We start from the raw sequence: 18,348 nt of genomic DNA on the forward strand, positions 1-18,348 counted from the left end.
GATGTCCCACGGTTCAGGCAAATCGTATGCGCCCGAGTTCGTCGCCGCGCTCAAGGAGGCGGGGTTCGACTTCTTCGCGGGCGTGCCCTGCTCGCTGCTGAAGGGCCTGGTCTCGCGGCTCGACGCCGACACGAGCGCCCGTTACATCTCGGCGACCCGCGAGGACAGCGCCATCGGGATGGCCTTCGGCGCCTGGCTCGGCGGCAGGCTGCCGATGGTCCTGATGCAGAACTCCGGGCTCGGCGTCTCCGTGAACGCGCTGGCCTCGCTCAGCACGATGTACGAGGTGCCCACGCTGCTCGTCATCTCCTGGCGCGGCGAGGGCGGCAACGACGCCCCGGAGCACATCATGATGGGCGAGATCATGCTCCCCATCCTCGATCTGATGAAGATCCAGCACCGCGTCCTCCGCGCCGCCGAGCCGATGGGCCCCCAGGTGCAGTGGGCGAAGGACGTCATGCTCTCCACCAGGCAGCCGGCGGCGCTCATCGTGCCCGCGGGGGTGCTCGAATGAACAAGCTCGAAGCGCTGAAGGTGTTCACGGCGGCGGTCGGCAAGGACGACCTCGTGGTCTGCTGCAACGGCATGATCGGCCGCGAGCTCTACACGACGCAGGACCGGCCCTCGAACTTCTACATGATCGGCTCGATGGGGCTCGGCCTGTCGATCGGCCTGGGGCTCTCGCTCGCGCAGCCGCGCAAGCGGATCTTCGTGCTCGACGGCGACGGCAACGTCCTCATGGGCATGAACGCCCTCGCCAGCGTCGGCAGCGAGCGGCCGGCGAACCTCGTGCACGTCGTCCTCGACAACCGCTCCCACGCCTCGACGGGCGGGCAGCGGACGATCTCGGGCGACGTGAGGCTCGAGTCGGTCGCCAGCGCGGTCGGCTACCGCGCCACGCACCGCGCCGACTCCGCCGAGTCCTTCGAGGCGTCGCTGCGCGTCGCGCTCGTGCAGCCGGGCCCGGTCATGGTCCTCGCCCTCGTCGACGGCGGCACCGTGAAGGGCATCGGCCGCGTCGCGGAGACGCCGCAGGAGCTCGCCTCCCGCTTCGCGGCCGAGGCGCGCCGATGAGGGCGATCCTGCTCGCCGCCGGCCGCGGCCGGCGCATCGGCCGGGACGCGCCCAAGTGCCTCATCTCGATCGAGGGCAAGACGCTGCTCGAGCGCCACCTCGTGAACCTCACCGAGAGCGGCGTCACCGATCTGACGATCGTCGTCGGCTTCCGGCACGAGATGATCGAGGACGCGCTCGCCTCGCTCCGCCCTTCGCTGAAGATCGAGCTCGTCAAGAACCCGCGGTTCACCCACGGCAGCATCGTCTCGCTCCACGTGGCGGCCGACCGGCTGTCGGGCGGCGGGCTGTGGATGGACGCCGACGTGCTGTACCCCGCCGCGCTGCTGCGGCGCCTCGTGAGCTCGCCCCACGAGAACTGCCTGCTGGTCGACGCGAGCTCGGAGGAGAGCGGCGAAGAGATGATGGTCGGCGTCCGCGCCGGCCGCGTCCTCAAGATCGCGCGCCGCGTGGGCAAGGACTGGGACATCGCCGGCGAGACCGTCGGCTTCGCCAAGGTCGGCCCGCAGGGCGGTCGCGCGATGCAGCGCCTCCTGGAGGAGGAGGTCTCCGCCGGCCGCCTCGACCAGGAGTACGAGGCCGCGATGGACCGCGCTTTCCAGGAGGTACCGTTCGGTATCGAGCGCGTCGACGACCTGCCCTGGACCGAGATCGACTTCGAAGAAGACGTGGAGAAGGCCCGCCGCCTGGCGAGCGCCCTCTAGAGCGGGCGCTGAGGGGGACTCGCGGATCCGAGCTCGGCGGCGCAGCCCATCGCCGAGCTCAGGCCACGGCCAGCTTCGCGCGGCGGGATGCGCCGCGGAGGAACCAGCCGTTCAGCCAGACGACCGCGACGATCCAGACGACCCCGCCCGTCGCGAAGAAGACCTGGCCCAGCCAGAGCTGGTTCACGAGGAGCGTCAGCACCACCATCGACAGGAACGCGTCGCCGTTCGATATCGCCCAGAGCGCGCCGATGAGGCGCGTGAGCGGCGACGCCTCCTCCCGGATCAGCTGCTTTACCTGATCCGCGCTGGTCGAGGACTGGCTCCGCCGCGGGTCGAACCACTCGTGCTCGAACGCGAGGTGCCCCATGCGCCCGATGAAGACATCGAAATGGGCAAAGAACGAGGAGGAGGGGCCGAGCGCCTGGATCTTCCGGCGCAGCACGTCCGCCGTCTCGTCGGTGCCCGTCTCGAAGATCGAGCAGTACTTGAGCTTGAAGTAGTCCGCGGAGAAAGAGCGCAGCGCCCCCTGGAGCAGCGCGATCAGCAGGAGTGCGTTCGTGGGCACGGCCGCGCTCCACGGGCCCTCCGGCGGCGGGTGAAGGTGAAGGTGCCAGAAGATGCCGGCATAAAGAAAGACGACGCCCAGCCAGTCGGCCAGGCCGTCAATGGCGTGCCCGGCGGGGCTCACCATCCTCTTCGCCCGCGCCAGCGCGCCGTCCACGCAGTCCAGGATGGAGCGGAGCTCGAACACGAGCGCCCCGGCGATGAGGTGCCTCGGATCATCGAACGTCACCAGGTAACCGGCCAGCGCGGCGAAGAGCGGCTGAACCAGCGTCACCTGGTTCGGCGTGACCGGCGTCCTCATCAGCGCCCGCACGATCCAGCGCGCGATCGGGTACCGATAGTAGCGATTGAGCGGGTCCTCCATCCGCATCTTCCAGCCGCCGGGCACACCGCCGGACTGGGCGGCAGGTGTCGAGCTCTCGGCAGCAGCGCGCGGTTCAGGCATCGGCGACCCCGGCCCGGACTCTAGGGCAGCCGCCCCCGGAGACCAACTGGATTGCGACCTCTCGATGGACATGGCGTGACAGATCGCTGCAAGCCCGCGCCCGGGCGCCACGCCGCGCTCTCCAGCGCGTATCCCGCGCCTCCGGCGACCAGCTGCGTAGTTGGTTGCGCTCCTGAAGCCCCACCGAGAACCGCGCTTCGCACCTCGCGTGCGGACGCGACAGGCACACTCGGGCGCTCCCTTCCTGTAAAGTCACATTCTCTCGCCTGCGGCGCTCTGACGTTCGACGAGCGCGCGCGTCCGCTCGGGCCGGTCTGACGTGGCGGCCGCGTCCCGCCGCGCGCTCCGGGGGGCGCCCTGCGAGAATGGCGGCGCGCCGGGGCTCCTCGGCGCTATGGTGCCGCGGTGGCAAACAGGTCCTGGAGCGCGGCGCTCCTGCTCGTGGCCGCAGGGTGCACCGCGAGCGTGGGATCCATCGGCGCGGTCCTTGGGCGAGATAACGAGTCGCTGGCGCTCTACGTGCGCGACGTGCCGCCGGGCCTCGCCGCCGAGCGGGCGGGGCTGATCCCGGGCGACGAGATCATGATGATTGATGGCGTGTATGTCCGGGATCTCTCGTCGGCGGCGGTGCGCGATCGGCTCCGCGGCGCCGTCGGGAGCGCCGTCGAGCTCACCGTCGTCCGCGGGCGCGACGTGCGGCGCGTCCGGGTCGTGCGCACCGAGCTGAAGGCGCACGAGGGGCTCAAGCCCAGAGAGGAGCAGATCCTGCCTTGAAGCGGGGTCGGTGACCGCTCATGGTGCGGTGAGCGCCACGAGCTCGGCATAGTGCTTGTTCGCGTAGAAGGAGAGCACGTCGACGGCGTCGCGCACCTCGCTCGGATCGAGGTCCTCGAGGCGGTACTCGACGCTGAGAATCACGTCGCCCTCCTCGTCGGCCGAGAGCTTGGCCATGTTGATCTCACGGTTCAGCTGGAGCAGGCGCCGCACGATCGCGTCGCCCTCCTCGAGCTCCATCGGGAGCCGCACGAACGGGATCACCGCGAAGACGACGAAGGGGGGCGAGAGCCGCACGAACAGCGGGAAGAGCCGCTCGGCCCCCTGGAAGTCGCTGCGCATGCTGTCGTTGGATACGACCTCCACAGCCCAGCCCTCGCGCTCCAGGCACGCCTTGATCTCGTCGAACATCATGCGCGGCATCATAACCTCTGGCGGCGCGGCGCACTCGGGGCGAGCGCGCCGGATCGGCGGCCCGACGCCCCCCGCTCGTCCGGTCTCGCGGGCGACGCCGCCGGCAAGCTCCCCGCAGGCAGCGCGGCGCCTTCACCAGGGAGCGCGGGCGCACGGGGAAGCAGGGAAGCAGCGAAGCAGCGAAGCGAGGAAGCAGCGAAGCAGCGAAGCCGAGTGAGATTGCTGCCCAGGCAGCAGCCTGCGCGGAACGTCGGTGCGGGTCGACAGCGACAGCCGCCCGGCACCGTTCACACCGACAGCCCACACTGACAGCCCACACCGACAGCCCGGAGGCAGCTCGTCCGGCCGGCGCTTTTGTCCGCGGAAGGCCGCGGCTCGCGTTGACGGTGCCCCGCGCTCGAACTATGCGTAGAGGTCCGATCTCGAGTCCGCCGAAGGAGCGATTCATGCGCCGTTACCAGTTCACATCCGAGTCCGTCACCGAAGGACACCCCGACAAGGTGTGCGACCAGATCTCCGACGCCATTCTCGACGGGATCCTCGAGAAGGATCCGACGGCCCGCGTCGCGTGCGAGACCCTGGTGAAGACGGGGATGGCCGTCGTGGCCGGCGAGATCACCACCTCGGCGTGGGTCGACATGCCGGTCGTCGTGCGCAACACCATCAAGGACATCGGCTACACCGACGCCGCGATGGGCTTCGACTACGAGACGTGCGCGGTGCTCACGGCGATCGAGAAGCAGTCGCCCGACATCTCCCGCGGCGTCACCGAGGGCGAGGGCCTCTTCAAGGAGCAGGGGGCAGGCGACCAGGGGCTCATGTTCGGTTATGCGACGGACGAGACGTCGGAGCTGATGCCCTCCCCCATCAGCTATGCCCACCGCCTCGCCCGGAAGCTCGCCGATCTCCGCAAATCCAAGAAGCTCGACTGGCTGCGCCCCGACGGCAAGACCCAGGTCACGATCGAGTACGAAGATCAGACGCCCGTGCGCGTGAGCGCCGTCGTCGTGTCGACGCAGCACGGCCCCGAGGTCAAGCACAAGACGATCGTCGACGCGGTGCGGAGCCTGATCATCGAGAAGTGCATCCCGGCCAAGCTGATGGATCGGAGCACGAAGATCTACGTGAACCCCACCGGCCGCTTCGTGGTCGGCGGCCCCTTCGGCGACGCCGGCCTCACCGGCCGCAAGATCATCGTCGACACCTACGGCGGCATGGGCCGGCACGGCGGCGGCGCCTTCAGCGGCAAGGACCCGACGAAGGTCGACCGCTCCGCCTGCTACTACGCGCGCTACGTCGCGAAGAACGTCGTCGCGTCCAAGCTCGCGGCGCGCTGCGAGGTGCAGATCGCCTACGCCATCGGCGTCGCGCAGCCGGTCGGCGTCCACGTGAACACCTTCGGCACGGGCCGCGTAGGTGAGGACGTGCTCGAGAAGTACATCATGCAGAACTTCGACATGCGGCCGAAGGCGATCATCGATCAGCTCGATCTGCTGAAGCCCATCTACCGAAAGACGGCCGCGTACGGGCACTTCGGGCGTGACGAGTTCAGCTGGGAGAAGACGGACCGCGCGGCCAAGCTGGCCGAGGACCTGCTGCGCCCGACGCTCGCCGCGGTCCCCGCGACCACGAACGGCGCCGGGAGCAAGAAGGAGCCGAAGCGCAAGGGCAAGAAGGAAGTGGGCGCCCAGGCCTGATCGTTCAGAGCGCTCCGCCCGCTGCGTGTGAGCGGGGCGAACCGTGGACGGCCCCTCGGAGAGGCCGAGAGCGCCGGCGCTGTCGAAGCGCCGGCGCTCTGCGTTTTGTCGCCACGACCCGCGTCTCCTGGAACGCGCATGGACCATGGCGCCTGGGTCGGATGCGGGGGCCACGATGTGGGCATTCACCTCACAAAAAAGCACCGACCTTTGCCGGGATGGGCTGACTGCTGCGGCCGCTTCTGCTGATAAAATCATCGACGACTCCCGTATCGCCGGATCGACCCGAACCTCCCTGGTTCCATGCGACCTCGAGGAGCACCGATGAAACCTTGGTTGAATTTCTTGAGCCTCATCACCGCGGCAGGGTGTCTGGGCACGGCCTGCACCGGGAACATCGGACCGGTAGGCGGCCTTGATGTCGGGGAGGGCGGCGCCGCGAGCAGCTCCAGCACCGGCGGGACACCGACCACGACAGCCGAAACGACGGCCGACGCGACGACCGCCGCCTCGTCCGCGGGGGTGGGTGCGGGGGGCGCGGGCTGCAGCGGCTCGCCGGAGGCCGACGACGACGGCGACGGCTTCACGGAGCTCGACGGCGACTGCGACGATTGCAACGCGCTGATCAACCCGCGAGCGCTCGAGCTCCCGACGGTCGGTGGAGAAGGGGGAGCCTCGCCGGAGCCCGTGGACGACGACTGCGACGGCATCCCCGACAACGTGCCCGAGCCGTGCGACGACGGGATCCCGCTCGACGACCTGGATCCGCTCAACGCCGCGAGGGCGGTCGAGCTGTGCAAGATGTCGTCCGGGCCCCGCGACTGGGGCGTGGTCTCCGCCGCCTGGGTCATGGTCGACGGCGCGCCGCCGCCGCAGGAAGCCCAGCTGCTCGCCAACTTCCACCTCGGGCACGGCATCCTCCCCAAGTTCGGACCCAACGTCCCGCCGAGGGCGGGCACGCGGCTGCTCGCCCTCTCGAGCGGCACGGCGCGGACGGCGGACGACGAGGGGTTCGAGAGCCCGCAGGGCTTCGACAAGAAGTACGAAGGCGAGTTCCCCGAGGGCTTTCCGAAGGACCCTCGCAACTGCGAGGATCTCGTGCCGGCGAAGCCGTCCGATCCGACCGCCGTCGAGATCACTCTCCGGGTCCCGTCGAACGTCCGCGGCTTCGCGTTCAACGTCAATTACGTCACGTTCGACTGGCCCGTCGTCTGCGACAATTTCAACGATTACTTCGTCGCGTTCCTCTCGCCGCGACCGGCCAACCTCATCGATGGCCACATCCTGTTCGACAGCGAGAGGAACGCGATGAGCGTCAACAACTCCTTCATCGACGTCTGCGCCTGCGCGGACGGCCCGCCCTGCGATCTCGACGAGAGGGTCTACGCGTGCACCCGCGGGACCCGGGAGCTGCTCGGGACGGGGTTCGAGAGCCGCGCGGGGACGAGCTGGCTGGTCACCTCGGCGCCCGTGGAGCCGAACACGGAGATCAAGATCCGATGGGGGGCCTACGACGCCGGAGACCATCAGCTCGATTCGACCGGGCTCATCGACAACTGGCGGTGGCTCACCGACAAGGACGAGAGCGTGATCACGCTGCCCGACCCCCCTGCGCCGGCGCCGTAGGGCGCATCGCGGCAGCGGCGGCGCGCCGGCGTGCGTGGGAGGCGATGGCCCGCGCGCCGGGCGATCAGGCCGCGATCGGCGCGTCCGAGGTCGCCGCGCCGACGCCGGCGAGCAGCTCCTTGTACCAGGCGGCCGCTCCCGCGGCGCGGCCCGGAAGCGCGCGGCTGCCCCAGAGGACCGAGAGCGTGCGCGTCGTCCCCGCGTGCGTCTTCGTCCGCTGCGCGTCCTTCACGGCGTTCGCGCACGGGCCGTCCGCGTCGAAGACGCAGAGGAGCCCCTCGAGGTCGATCTCCTGCCCCGAGGCGTTGAACACGTAGCGGGCCCCAGCGGGCGCGACCTCGATGCGGAGCGGCGGGCGGGCGCGGTCGAGATCGATCACGCTGATGGGAAGGCCCGTGTGCAGCGACACGGCGTTGCACGCGTCCACGGCCGCGTTGATGGCCGCGAGCGATCCCCCCTCGGCGGCGCGGATGAGGTACTCGGAGGCCGGCTTGCCCCGGCCTGTCGGCTTGTAACCGCCGTGCCGGAGCAGATCGCGGACCGCCGACCGCACGCCGTCGTCCGAGCGGAACGGGGCCGAGGCCTTGTCGGACAGCAGGCCGCGGAGCGCGTCGCTCCCCTGCAGCTCGCCGAGCGGCGCGGGGAACGTCGTGACGAAGGCGGCGACTTCGAGCAGAGGATGCGCCGAGAGCGTGAGCACGCGGCGCACTCTACACGAGCGGCGAGGCTGCGCGAGCGCCTCCTCGGAGCAGGTCGTGATCGGCGAGCTGGTCGCCGGAGGCGTGGTTGGGCGCGAGCTCGATCCGCGCCTCGAGCGACCCCTTCGAGATCAACCGCTCGGCGTCGAACGCGAAGGAAGGCGCATTGATGCGCGGCGGCGCGCGACAGCGCTCCTGGATGGATGCTCGTCATCTCACACTCTCTCGGTCAATCCCGCGAGTGCGCAGGTCGACTCGATGGTGCCGTGAGCGACCCCGTCCCTCTGCGGCGCAGATCGACTACCCTGGCCGGCCGTGACGACGGACTCCACACGCCCGAAGCTGAGGTCGCCCGCCGAGCTCCGGCGCTCGATGGGCGCCGCGGCGCGGAGCCGCCCAGGAGGCACCGCACCGCCGCTCGCCGAGCGCGTGATCCCGTGGCTGCTCGGGGCCATCGTCGCCGGGTCCGTGCTCGCCATCGGCGCTGTCCATACGCCGACGCTGGCCCTCGTGTCCGCGGTCGTGGCGATCGCCGCCGCGCTCTCGCTCCGCGCCAGCGCGATCGCCGGCGAGCCGTCTCCCGTGAAGACGCTGCCGGCGCTCACGCTGCTCGGCCTGACCGCGTATACGCTGCTGCAGGCCGCGCCGCTGCCGCTCGCGTGGCTCGAGCGGCTCTCGCCGGCGAGCGCCGACATCTGGTCGCGCTCCCTGATGCCGCTCGGCGAGGCGGCGCCGCGGTACGCCAGCGCCTCGCTCGACCCCGGGGCGACGCTGGTGGAGGCCGTGAAATGGCTGACCTATACCGGAGTCTTCATCACGGCCGCGTTCGTCGGCGCGCGGCGCGGCGCGAAGCTCGGGATCACCCTGGTCTTCGGCAGCGCGTTCCTCGCCGCGCTCACGACGATCGCCCACGGGCTGCTCGGCGCGACGACCGTCTTCGGCCTGTATCAACCGCGGTTCTCGGTGGCGTCATGGCACGTCGGGCCGCTGCTCAACCCGAACAACCTCGCCGGTTACCTGAACCTCGGCGTCCTCTCGGGGGTCGGGCTGCTGCTCACGAGCAGGCCGCTCCTGCCGCCCTGGGTCGCCGGCGTCGGCCTCACCACGATCGTCGGGGTCGGCATCATCGCGTCGTCGCGCGGAGGGCTGCTCGTGCTGCCGCTCGGCCTCGCCCTCTTCGCGCTGCTCTCGCGGCGGCGCGGCAGGCACCGCTCCGGCCCCCGCGGCCGGGGCGCGGCGGCCTGGCTGTTGAGCGTGGCCATCGGCGGCGGCGCGCTGCTGGCCGCGCTCGCCGCGACGAACCGCACGCTCGCGGAGATGGCGGACGACAACCTCGACAAGCTGTCGCTCTTTCGCTCGACGCTCCCGCTGCTCGCGGATCACTGGCTCCTCGGCGTCGGGCGCGGCGCGTTCGAGACGGTGTTCCCGGCGTACCGACAGTCGCCGGGGAACATCGTGTTCACACACGCCGAGAACGTGGTGATCCAGTGGGCGGCCGAGTGGGGTGCTCCGGTCGCGGCGGCCTCGCTCGTCGCGCTCGGCGCCGCGTTTCGCCCGGGCAAGATCGCCTTGCGCGCGAGCACGGCGGCGCTCGGCGCCTGGGTCGGCTGCGCGGTGCTCGTCCTCCAGAACCTGTTCGATCTCGGGCTCGAGGTGCCAGGCGTCAGCATCGCGCTCGCGACGACCCTGGGCTCGCTCTGGGGTGAGGCCCATGGCGAGCGGCCGCGGCACGAGGCTCCGGCGGGCGAGCCCGGCCCGGAGCGGCGGCGGCCGTGGCAGGCGGCGGCTTGCGCCGCGGCCTCCGCGCTCGCGCTCGTCTCCCTGATGGTGCGCTTCGGCTGGCGTGACGTCGACCACGACCGCCGGTCGCTGCGCGCGCAGAGCGACGCCGGCGCGGCGAGCGGCGCCGGCTGGCCACGCTTCCGCGAGGAGCTCCGCGCGGCGATCCTCCGCCACCCCGCGGAGCCGTACTTCCCGCTGCTCGGCGCGGTCGCCGCGCTGCGGGGCAGCGGCGAGAGCCCCATCCCATGGCTCCAGCGCACGCTCGAGCGCTCGCGCCGCCACGGGCGCGCCCACCTCCTGCTCGCGGAGGTGCTCGCGTCGCGCGGCGCCAAGGAGCAGGCGCTCCTGAGCCTGCGGCTCGCCGTGGAGGACGACCCCGGCGTGACCGACACGGCCGCGGGGCTCGCCCGGCAGTGGACCCACACGTGGGAGGAGCTGCTGCGGGCCGTGCCGGAAGGCAAGGCCGGGGTCGCGGTGCTCGAGCGCATGGCCACCGCGGGCGACCGCCGGGAAGAGGTCGAGCTGCGCCTGCGCTGCGCGGAGGAGGCGATCGCACGCGACCCCGCGCGGGTCGGAGCGCACTGGGCTGCCGGCGATGCGCTGCTCGCGATGCTGGAGGTCCCGGGCTCCGCCCGCTGCGGCGGTGACGACGGGCGGAGGGCCGCCTGCGAGCGGGAGATCGAGGCGCACGCGGCGGCGGTGCAGGGCCTCGACGACGACTCGTTCTTCGCGGTCCAGCTGAGGGCGCGGCTCCTCCTCCTGGGCAAGAAGAGCGCGGAGGCGGAGCAGCTGCTCTCGGGGAGCTGCGAGCGGCTGGACAACCGGGCCGGCTGTCTTCGCCTGCGGGTCGTCGCGGCGGCGCAGATGGCCTCGTCCGAGAAGCTCCTCCCCGCGCTCCGCGAGCTGCTCTCCGCGTCGTGCACCACGCTCGCGGCGTGCGCGGCGACGTCGACCTGGGCCGGCGACCTGCTCACGGCGCGGAAAGACCATCCGTCGGCCGTGACCTACTACGCGCGGGCAGCGCAGGACGAGCCGACCGAGGAGCGTCTCCTCAAGCTGGCCGACGCCGCCAGCCGCGCGGGCGCGCACATCGAGGCGTCGAAGGCGCTGGAGCGCCTGCTGCAGCGGCGCGGGGGGCAGGACCCTGCGCTGCGCAAGCGGGTCCTCGAGGAGAAGGCGAAGGCGCTGGCGCCTTCGCTCAGCCCGTAGGTAGATTGCGCACGATCGTGGCCATCTCCGCCTTCCTCCCCGTCCTTCGAATCGCCCTGTGAAGCTGTCGTCGTTGCTGCGCGCTGGGATGCACGGCGGCGCCGGGGTCGCCTTCGCGGTCATCCTGCCTCGCGCCGTCTCTCTCGCGGCCCAGTGGGTGCTTGCGCTGTCGGCCGACCCCGCGGCGCTCACCGCGCTCGCCAACTACACGTCGCGCGGGATGGTCGTCGTCGCGCTGGTCTCCGCCGGCCTCGCGCCGACCCTTGCGCGCCGCGCGCGCGCCTTCGCGACCAGGGAGGGCCGCGCGCTCGTGGGCGGCGCCATCGCGCTCGTCGCCGTGTTCGCCTTCAGCTGCACGCTCGCCCATGAGCTGATCACCGGGCTGGGCGGGACGGCGGGGTTGGTCACCGCGCTCTTCAGCGCGTGCTCGCTGCTCGCCGCCGCCTCGCCGAGCATCTGGCCGAGCTGGCAGCTCCGGGGGCGGTATGTGCACGCGCTCGCGGTGCTCCTCGTCTTCTCCCCGGGCGCGTCCATGCTGGCCGCGCTCGCGGGGCGCCCCGATGCCGTCGCCGTCGCGATCGGGATCGCCGGCGCCTCGCCTGCGCTGCTCCTCCTGCGCCCGACCCGGCTCCGGCGCGCCGCGCGTTACGCGATGCTCATCGTCCGGCGCGCGGTCCCGTACTCCATCGCGAACTTCTCGACGGTCATCGTTTACCCGATCTCGCTCAGCGCCAACCTCAAGCTCATCGGCGACCATCGCGTGGGGCAGCAGGTGCTCTACTGGTCGTTCGCCGCGGTGCTCTCCCAGGCGTCGCAGGCGTTCGCGGCGCGCGCGGTCGCGGGCGCGAGCAGGTCTGGAGACGCGGCGGCCTGGCAGGCGCGCGCCGTGCGCGCCTGGCTGCCTCCGGCCGCCCTGCTCTCGCTCCTCGGCGCGGCCATCTATGTGATCTTCACGGTCCGGATCCCCGGCCTGCCGCACTCGGGCGCCGCGCGCGACGCCATGACGATGACGATGCTGGTCTCCGCGGTGGCTCCGCTCGTCACGGACGCCATGTGCATTTACTTCTCCGGCCCGGGTTCGCGCCGCGTGCTCGCGGCGGGCAGCGTGCTGAGCAGCGCGTGCGTGGCCGGATGGCTCCTGCTGGCGCCGGCGCCCCTGGTCCGCCATTTCGGCGTGTTCGGCCCCTCGGTGCTGGTCGGCGTGGCGCGCCTCGCCTTCGTGATCGACGCGCCTGTGCGGCGGTACACGCTCGGCGCGATACTCCTGCTGAGCGCGGCGTTCGCGCTCACGCTGGTGCTCGGCGGGGGCGTGAGCTTCTAGCGCGCCGGCCGCGCGTCGTGCGGCCAGCGCCCGCGAGGTGCCCTGGTCGCGCGGCGGCTCGGCGGCGCGCTCGCCGTCCCGCGGGCCCGGCCGAGGGCGACGAGCGCCAGGGCGATGGCGCCGAGGCCGGCCGCCCACGAGGCCGGACGCTGCCCCGGCGCCTCGGTGCACACGCAACCACGGCCGTACAGGAGCGTGTCGTCCCACCCGGCCGCGCCGGCTCCGCCAGGACCTGCGCTGCCGGTGCCCCCTGCTCCGCCATCGCCGCCACCCCCTGCCCCGCCGCCGGCGCCGCCGGCGCCTCCGGCGCCTCCGGCTCCACCGCCGCCTCCCCCTTCGCCCTGCGGCATCCTCACGATCACGCCGTCCGACCCCCGGTCCGGCGAGAGCCCGGCGGCAGAGACCGCGCGCACGCCGACGTAGTACTTCGCCCCATCGAGGAGCGGCAGCCCGCCGACCGAGGCTTCGACGACGTCGCCCACGTCCTGCCACGCAGGCGAGCTCAGGTAATCCCCTTGCCCGCCCACGACCGTCACCTGATACGACGTCGCGCCATCGACCTTCGACCACCTCATGTGGAGCGTGTCCCTCGTCTCGATCTCGTCGATGTCCTCGCCCCGCTCGCCGCTGCCCGGATCGACGTCCCAGACGAACTCGGGCGCCGGCAGGATCTCGTGTCGCATGTTGTAGAGGTAGCCGTCTGCCACGCTCACGAGGATGTCGTCGTGGCCGTCACCGTCGGTGTCCGCGAGGCTCGGTGAGCCGACGGGGCTGCCGAAAGCATAAGACCACACGAGGCGCGCCGAGCACGCGTCGACCGCATAGAGGAAGCCGTTCGTGGAGCCGACGATGGCGGTCGGACCGGCGGACGCGCGCCCGGTCAGGTTCCGCGAGATCGCCACGTCTCCGAGCTGGCCCATCGGGGCGCCCGCCCGCGCTGCGGCGTCCTCCGCGTCGAACGCGCCGTCGCCCGCGAGGACGATGAAGCTCGATTGCCCCCCGCTGGCGGCGTCCAGCACGAAGAACGTCAGCCGCGCCGGATTCATGAACGACCCCTCGACGAGGACCGTTTTGCCGTCGCAGCGCGCGATCGCGCCGTGCGGATAGGGACGGATGTCCTCCGCGCCCCGCCACAGCGCGGCGCTCAGGTCGTGCGGCAGCGCCCGCGCGGGGGCATACCCCCCCTGCAGGGTCATCTCGAGCCGATGATCTCCCGACACATCGGCGAGGATGGGCATGAAATAGAGCACCGTCTCCGGGTTCTCGCCGAGGGGGCTGCCGTTCCTGCCCGAGAGCACCTTGGCCCTGTTGATCGCGACCGCCACGTCCTCCGCGCCGTCTCCGTTCCAGTCGGCGATCGCGACGGCCTGGGTGCCGGCGGAGGCGTCGATACGGTGTCTCCACCGCTCGCCGCCGCCCCGATCGATCGCGACGACCTCGGTGTGCAGGCTCGGATCCACCGTGACCGCCACGAGCTCGCGCGCGCCGTCTCCGTCGAGATCCCCGTGCAGCACGTCCCACGCGGGGGGCTTCTCGAGCGGAGTTTCGCTCGTTGGCCTGCCGTTCGCGTCGAGCGTCGCGACGGCGTACTTCGCCGGGTCGGTGAGCGGGTGCAGCCGCCTGAAGCACGCGAGCGTCGCGGGCGAGCTCCCCTCGGCGGGAACGATGGACGCGCCAAACGCGTCCCTCACGCGCCAGGCGGGCTTGGCCGGCGCCACGTTGCTCGCGCCGTCGGACGCGACCCGGACGAGGTCGCCCCGGCTGTCGACGACCACGACGCTGGCGGCGGCGTCCTCCGGAGAGAACCTCGCGGCGAGCGGGGCGCGGCCGAAATTGACGAAGGCGCCCGGGCCTGTGTAGAAGCCGCCGACGCGCATCCCGGGCAGGACGTCGCGCCCCTCCCGCACGAGGTTGGAGGGCCCGAACGACGCGTCGAGCAACGTGAGGAACCCATCGGCCCGGGAGACCACCAGCCGCGGCCACGACGGAGCGCTCGCGACGGGCAGCTCGAGCGCCGCGACGCCGCTGCCAGGCTCGACGGAGTAGACGGCCGCGACCGTCGTCCCGCCCCCCTGCATGTCGACCGCGGTGAGCGCCACGGGCTCCGACGTCGACTCGAGCACGAGCTCGCCGCGTCCGTCGCCCGTGAGATCCGGAGTCACCAGCGAGAAGGCGAGGTTCGTCCTGCGGGATCTCGCCCAGTCGAGCCGCGTGCGCACCCGCTCGCCGTCCAGCGACCAGAGCCTCTCCAGCGAGCCTCCGGCGGCGCGGCTGAACCGGTACGCCGACACGCGCTCTTCGCGCGACGCGACGATCCATTGCTCGGAGCCGGCGTCTCCCTGGACCGCGCCCTGCGCTATCGCGTCGGGAAGGGTGGCGAGCACGGCGCCCGTGGCGGCATCGAGCACGAAGGACGTCCAGGTTTCGCCCACCTTGCCGCTCGCCAGCACCTCGAGCGCGCCGTCGCCGTCGAGATCCCACGCGAGGCGCGTCGGGGCGCGGGCGTCGCCGCCGTCATTGGGGCTGAGGATCTTTCGCCAGACCACAGCGAGCGACGGGCTCTCGTCCGGCCTGTACGCGAGCAGGGTGACCTCGCGCGCGCCCTGGTTGCCGCGGACCCGATTCTGGAAGCAGAGCGCGTGTTGACCGGGGCTCGCCCGATCGCCCATGGTCACCGCCTCGCAGACGGCCCCGCCGAGATGGGCGCCGATGCTGGCCGACTCCGCAAAAACGTCCCCCGAGCCCGAGACGAGGAATAGCTGGTCATAGGAGGACACGAGGAGATCGTCCGCGCCATCTCCGTTCCAGTCGCCCACCGTGTCGATCGTCGCGTTGCAATGCACGCGCCGCGGAGGAGGAGGCAACCGCTCGACAGCGCCGAACCCCCCCGCGAAGCTGTAGATGACACCCGGGCTGTCCGTGCGCACGCTGCAACAGCCGCACTCGTCCAGGAAGAGATCGAGATAACCGTCGCCGTTGAAATCCGCGAGGCGCGCGGCCCCGAGCGTTCCGAGCTCCGAGGCGTCCTCGCGCCACAGGACGGCTCCGCTCGATCCATCGATGACCGCCGCGCCCGCGCCGCTCAGCGCGACGATCTCGACCCGCCCGTCTCCGTCGAGATCGTCGACGGAGTGCAGCGTCTGCAATCCCAGCGATGGGGTGCTCCAGCGGACGAACCCCAGCGGATCGGAGAGGACGACGCGGCCGCCGGACACAAAGAGCAGGTCGATATCGCCGTCCTGGTCCGCGTCCCCTGCGAGCACCCGGCCTGTCGAGAGGACACCGCCGAGGTACGCCCGCCAGTAGGGCGCCGGCTTCACGATATTGCTCGTGGACGACGTGGCGCCCGTGCGCTGCGTGTCGTGACGGGCAGATGGCCAGTCGGCGAAGGCCGAGGCCCCCTCGAGGAGGAGCGCAGAGCAAACCGCGCTCGCGACCGCGCCGCGCGCCATGAAGGACGATCGTTCCATTCTGACTGCCCGAGCGCGTTTTTCGCTGCCGAACGCGCGGCCGGAGTGTACTGCATCGGCGCGAGCGTCGCACCGCGCGAGAATGTGCCGCACCTCGCCTCCCCGACGCCAGGCCGCCGCCAGGCCGCGCCCTGCCACAATGCGCACATTGCACTACATCGTCCCCCCTGGTAAGAACCCCGGCTTGAATTTTGGAGACGCCGCGGGCACCTTAGCCCTCCGCGCGGACCTCTACCCTCCGCGAAGGCGCTTCGAGCGCATGACTTATGGCCGACGAATCCAGAGCCCCCTCCACGACCGCTCTCCGCGACGAGATCACAGGCGAGCGCGCGTTCGACCTCGTCGTCACCTGGCGAACGGTCAGCAAGCACTGGGCCATCGCGCTGACCACCCTGCTCCTGGTCGCCCTCAGCGTCACGTTCTATACGCTCGGGCAGAAGAAGATCTATCAATCGGCGGCGACGGTGCAGTTCGATCCGAACCCTCCTCGGCCGCTCGGCCGCGGGGTCGACACCGTGGTCGACATGGGCGCCGGCTCGTACTGGAATAACCGCGAGTACTATGAAACCCAGTACAAGGTCATCCGGTCCATCCGGGTGGCGCTGGCGGTCGTCGCCCAGCTCAACCTGCAGAACGATGCTTATTTTCTGAAGGACCTCCCGAAGGACGCGGCCTCGCCCGGGCCGATGTCCGTGACCCCGGAGGAGGCCGCGGAGATCCTGCGCGAGCGGCTCGCTGTCGAGCCGGTGAAGGACAGCCGCCTCGCGGTGATCCGCTACAACGACGCGGATCGCGAGCGGGCTCAGCGCATCCTCTCCACGTTGATGGACATCTACATCGAGCAGAACCTCGATGACGCGGTCGCCTCGACGAACTCAGCCGTCGATTGGCTCCGGGCGCAGCTCGACAAGCTGAAGAACGATCTCGAGACGAGCGAGACGTCGCTCCACGAATACAAGCTCAGCAAGAACATCCTCGACGTCGATTTCGAGGACAAGACAAACCTGCTGCGCGAGGAGATGAAGCAGATCAACGACGCTCTCACGTCCGTGCGCACGAAACGTGAAGAGTTCGCGGCCCGGAACCACGAGCTGTCGAAGCTCGACCCGAACAACCCGCTCGACCTCCCCGCCTCCGAGCTCATCCAGAGCCCGGTCCTCCAGATGCTGCGCGCGCGCCAGGAGGAATGCGCCCGTGAGCGCGACGCGCTCATCGGCTCCGGCAAGGGTGAAAACCACCCCGACGTCCGCGCCGCGACCGAGCGGGTCGCCGCCAACAGGAGCGCGCTGGTCGCCGAGATCAAGAACGTTCAGGGCGCGGTGAGCCGCGATCTCGCCATCGTGAAGCGCCAGGAGGGGGGCCTCGTGGGGCTGCTCGAGGACGCGAAGAAGCAGGCGTTCGAGCTGAACTCCCTCAAGATCGAGTACGATCGACTCCGCAGGACGAAGGACAACACGGAGAAGCTGTACCAGCTCGTCCTGGAGCGCACGAAGGAGAGCGATCTCCAGCGAATGCTGCGGGTGAACAACATCCACATCCTCGATCGGCCGAACCTCCCGCTCACCGCGCTGCGGCCGCGCGTCGGCGTCAACATCGGGATAGGCATCCTCGCCGGGCTGCTCCTCGGGATCGGCGCGGCGCTGGCGCGGGCGATGCTCGATCGCACGCTGCGGACGCCGGATGAGGTCGAGCGGGAGCTCGGGCTGCCCTTCCTCGGCCTCCTCCCGGAGTTCGACAAGCGGGACCAGAAGGAAGCCCAGCGCCGCAGGGCGCGCCACCGCGGCAAGGCCGCGCCCCAGCTGGGCCGGCGCGAGCTCGTCGTGCACGATCAGCCGACGAGCGGGATCGCCGAGGCGGCGCGCGCGATCCGGACCAACCTGCTCTTCATGTCGCCCGACCGGCCTTACAAGACGCTCCTCATCGCCAGCGCGGGCCCCAGCGAGGGCAAGACGACCGTGTGCTGCTGCATCGCGGTCGCCATGGCGCAGGCCGGACAGAAGGTCGTCCTCATCGATTGCGACCTCCGCAAGCCGCGCATCCACCAGATCTTCGGCAAGAGCCCGGAGCTCGGCGTCACCAGCGCGCTGCTCGACGACTCCGTTGTGGACGACGAGAGCGCGCTCAAGACCGAGGTGGAGAACCTCTACGTCATCCCGGCAGGCCCGATCCCGCCGAACCCGGCGGAGCTCTTGCACAGCGGTCGCTTCAAGGCGCTGCTCCAGAAGCTCCAGGGCCGCTTCGACCGGGTCATCATCGACAGCCCTCCCATCGTCGCGGTCACCGACGGCGCCGTGCTGTCGACGCTGGTCGACGGCACGGTGCTCGTCGTGCGCGCCTCCTCGACGAGGCACGACTTCGCGCGCTACGGGATCCGCGCGCTGCTCGACGTCGGCGGCAAGACCGTGGGCGTCGTGCTGAACGCCGTCGATCTGAAACGCCAGGAGTACGGGGTCTACCACTACTATGGTGACAGGAAGGACGGCTATTACCACGCGCCCTCCGAGCCGGCGCCCCCGCCCCCGGCGGACGCTCCTCCACCCCCCTTGCCGAACTGAGGAGCGCCGCCG

The 18,348-nt window shown here is 71.1% G+C and carries 14 protein-coding genes; 9 read left to right on the forward strand and 5 right to left on the reverse strand.

Annotation, left to right across the window (positions count from 1 at the left end; translation table 11 throughout):
- Nucleotide 1 precedes the first annotated feature (1 nt).
- Genes WMF27_RS36305 through WMF27_RS36315 form a run of 3 tightly spaced genes read left to right on the forward strand, consistent with a single transcriptional unit; the run spans nucleotide 2 to nucleotide 1,778 of the window.
- Nucleotides 2-514, forward strand: a complete 513-nt coding sequence (locus WMF27_RS36305) for a thiamine pyrophosphate-binding protein (protein WP_437943328.1) — start codon at nucleotides 2-4, stop codon at nucleotides 512-514.
- Nucleotides 511-1,074 (forward strand): thiamine pyrophosphate-dependent enzyme, encoded by a 564-nt coding sequence (locus tag WMF27_RS36310; protein WP_437943329.1) that lies wholly within the window; start codon nucleotides 511-513, stop codon nucleotides 1,072-1,074. Before WMF27_RS36305 ends, WMF27_RS36310 begins: the two co-directional genes overlap by 4 nt.
- Nucleotides 1,071-1,778 carry an NTP transferase domain-containing protein gene (locus WMF27_RS36315; RefSeq protein WP_437943330.1) on the forward strand — a complete coding sequence of 236 codons (708 nt, stop codon included), beginning with the start codon at nucleotides 1,071-1,073 and terminating at the stop codon, nucleotides 1,776-1,778. Before WMF27_RS36310 ends, WMF27_RS36315 begins: the two co-directional genes overlap by 4 nt.
- A gap of 58 nt (nucleotides 1,779-1,836) precedes the next feature.
- On the opposite strand, the gene WMF27_RS36320 is transcribed toward WMF27_RS36315, so the two are convergent.
- A complete protein-coding gene (locus tag WMF27_RS36320; protein ID WP_437764293.1) occupies nucleotides 1,837-2,790 on the reverse strand; it encodes a CDP-alcohol phosphatidyltransferase family protein in 954 nt (317 codons plus the stop codon).
- 405 nt (nucleotides 2,791-3,195) lie between these two features.
- Between WMF27_RS36320 and WMF27_RS36325 the strand changes: the two genes are divergently transcribed.
- Nucleotides 3,196-3,564: a PDZ domain-containing protein gene (locus WMF27_RS36325; RefSeq protein WP_437764292.1), complete on the forward strand. Its 369-nt coding sequence runs from the start codon at nucleotides 3,196-3,198 to the stop codon at nucleotides 3,562-3,564.
- Between the two features lie 18 nt (nucleotides 3,565-3,582).
- Here WMF27_RS36325 and WMF27_RS36330 read toward each other — a convergent pair whose 3' ends face one another.
- Nucleotides 3,583-3,978 carry a YbjN domain-containing protein gene (locus WMF27_RS36330; protein ID WP_437943331.1) on the reverse strand — a complete coding sequence of 132 codons (396 nt, stop codon included), beginning with the start codon at nucleotides 3,976-3,978 and terminating at the stop codon, nucleotides 3,583-3,585.
- A gap of 446 nt (nucleotides 3,979-4,424) precedes the next feature.
- On the opposite strand from WMF27_RS36330, the gene metK reads away from it, so the two are divergent.
- Nucleotides 4,425-5,675, forward strand: a complete 1,251-nt coding sequence (metK, locus tag WMF27_RS36335) for a methionine adenosyltransferase (protein WP_437764290.1) — start codon at nucleotides 4,425-4,427, stop codon at nucleotides 5,673-5,675.
- A 324-nt stretch (nucleotides 5,676-5,999) separates the two neighbouring features.
- The gene (locus WMF27_RS36340; protein ID WP_437764289.1) at nucleotides 6,000-7,301 is read left to right on the forward strand and encodes a hypothetical protein; all 1,302 of its coding nucleotides are present in this window, start codon (nucleotides 6,000-6,002) and stop codon (nucleotides 7,299-7,301) included.
- A gap of 64 nt (nucleotides 7,302-7,365) precedes the next feature.
- Here the strand turns inward: WMF27_RS36340 and WMF27_RS36345 are convergent, their stop codons facing one another.
- Both WMF27_RS36345 and WMF27_RS36350 read right to left on the reverse strand, forming a co-directional pair.
- Nucleotides 7,366-8,001: a phenylalanine--tRNA ligase beta subunit-related protein gene (locus WMF27_RS36345; RefSeq protein WP_437764288.1), complete on the reverse strand. Its 636-nt coding sequence runs from the start codon at nucleotides 7,999-8,001 to the stop codon at nucleotides 7,366-7,368.
- A 10-nt stretch (nucleotides 8,002-8,011) separates the two neighbouring features.
- Nucleotides 8,012-8,134: a hypothetical protein gene (locus WMF27_RS36350; protein ID WP_437764287.1), complete on the reverse strand. Its 123-nt coding sequence runs from the start codon at nucleotides 8,132-8,134 to the stop codon at nucleotides 8,012-8,014.
- A gap of 180 nt (nucleotides 8,135-8,314) precedes the next feature.
- On the opposite strand from WMF27_RS36350, the gene WMF27_RS36355 reads away from it, so the two are divergent.
- Nucleotides 8,315-10,990: an O-antigen ligase family protein gene (locus tag WMF27_RS36355; RefSeq protein WP_437764286.1), complete on the forward strand. Its 2,676-nt coding sequence runs from the start codon at nucleotides 8,315-8,317 to the stop codon at nucleotides 10,988-10,990.
- Nucleotides 10,991-11,048: 58 nt separating this feature from the next.
- Nucleotides 11,049-12,311: a hypothetical protein gene (locus WMF27_RS36360; protein ID WP_437764285.1), complete on the forward strand. Its 1,263-nt coding sequence runs from the start codon at nucleotides 11,049-11,051 to the stop codon at nucleotides 12,309-12,311.
- Here WMF27_RS36360 and WMF27_RS36365 read toward each other — a convergent pair.
- Entirely contained in the window at nucleotides 12,308-15,781 is a 3,474-nt protein-coding gene (locus WMF27_RS36365; RefSeq protein ID WP_437764284.1) for an FG-GAP-like repeat-containing protein, read from the reverse strand. The two genes, WMF27_RS36360 and WMF27_RS36365, sit on opposite strands and share 4 nt — an antisense overlap.
- A 266-nt stretch (nucleotides 15,782-16,047) precedes the next feature.
- Here WMF27_RS36365 and WMF27_RS36370 point away from each other — a divergent pair, with 266 nt between their 5' ends.
- A complete protein-coding gene (locus WMF27_RS36370) occupies nucleotides 16,048-18,336 on the forward strand; it encodes a GumC family protein (protein WP_437764283.1) in 2,289 nt (762 codons plus the stop codon).
- The last annotated feature ends 12 nt before the right edge of the window (nucleotides 18,337-18,348 follow it).

The organism is Sorangium sp. So ce281, assembly GCF_051527395.1.
Classification (GTDB): Bacteria; Myxococcota_A; Polyangia; order Polyangiales; family Polyangiaceae; genus Sorangium; species Sorangium cellulosum_B.

Excerpts from the sequence above, each read along its gene's own strand:
- WMF27_RS36320 (WP_437764293.1), bottom strand. The coding sequence starts at position 2,790 with ATGCCTGAACCGCGCGCTGCTGCCGAGAGCTCGACACCTGCCGCCCAG.
- metK (WP_437764290.1), top strand. The coding sequence starts at position 4,425 with ATGCGCCGTTACCAGTTCACATCCGAGTCCGTCACCGAAGGACACCCC.
- WMF27_RS36310 (WP_437943329.1), top strand. The coding sequence starts at position 511 with ATGAACAAGCTCGAAGCGCTGAAGGTGTTCACGGCGGCGGTCGGCAAG.
- WMF27_RS36340 (WP_437764289.1), top strand. The coding sequence starts at position 6,000 with ATGAAACCTTGGTTGAATTTCTTGAGCCTCATCACCGCGGCAGGGTGT.
- WMF27_RS36305 (WP_437943328.1), top strand. The coding sequence starts at position 2 with ATGTCCCACGGTTCAGGCAAATCGTATGCGCCCGAGTTCGTCGCCGCG.
- WMF27_RS36315 (WP_437943330.1), top strand. The coding sequence starts at position 1,071 with ATGAGGGCGATCCTGCTCGCCGCCGGCCGCGGCCGGCGCATCGGCCGG.
- WMF27_RS36365 (WP_437764284.1), bottom strand. The coding sequence starts at position 15,781 with ATGGAACGATCGTCCTTCATGGCGCGCGGCGCGGTCGCGAGCGCGGTT.
- WMF27_RS36330 (WP_437943331.1), bottom strand. The coding sequence starts at position 3,978 with ATGATGTTCGACGAGATCAAGGCGTGCCTGGAGCGCGAGGGCTGGGCT.
- WMF27_RS36370 (WP_437764283.1), top strand. The coding sequence starts at position 16,048 with ATGGCCGACGAATCCAGAGCCCCCTCCACGACCGCTCTCCGCGACGAG.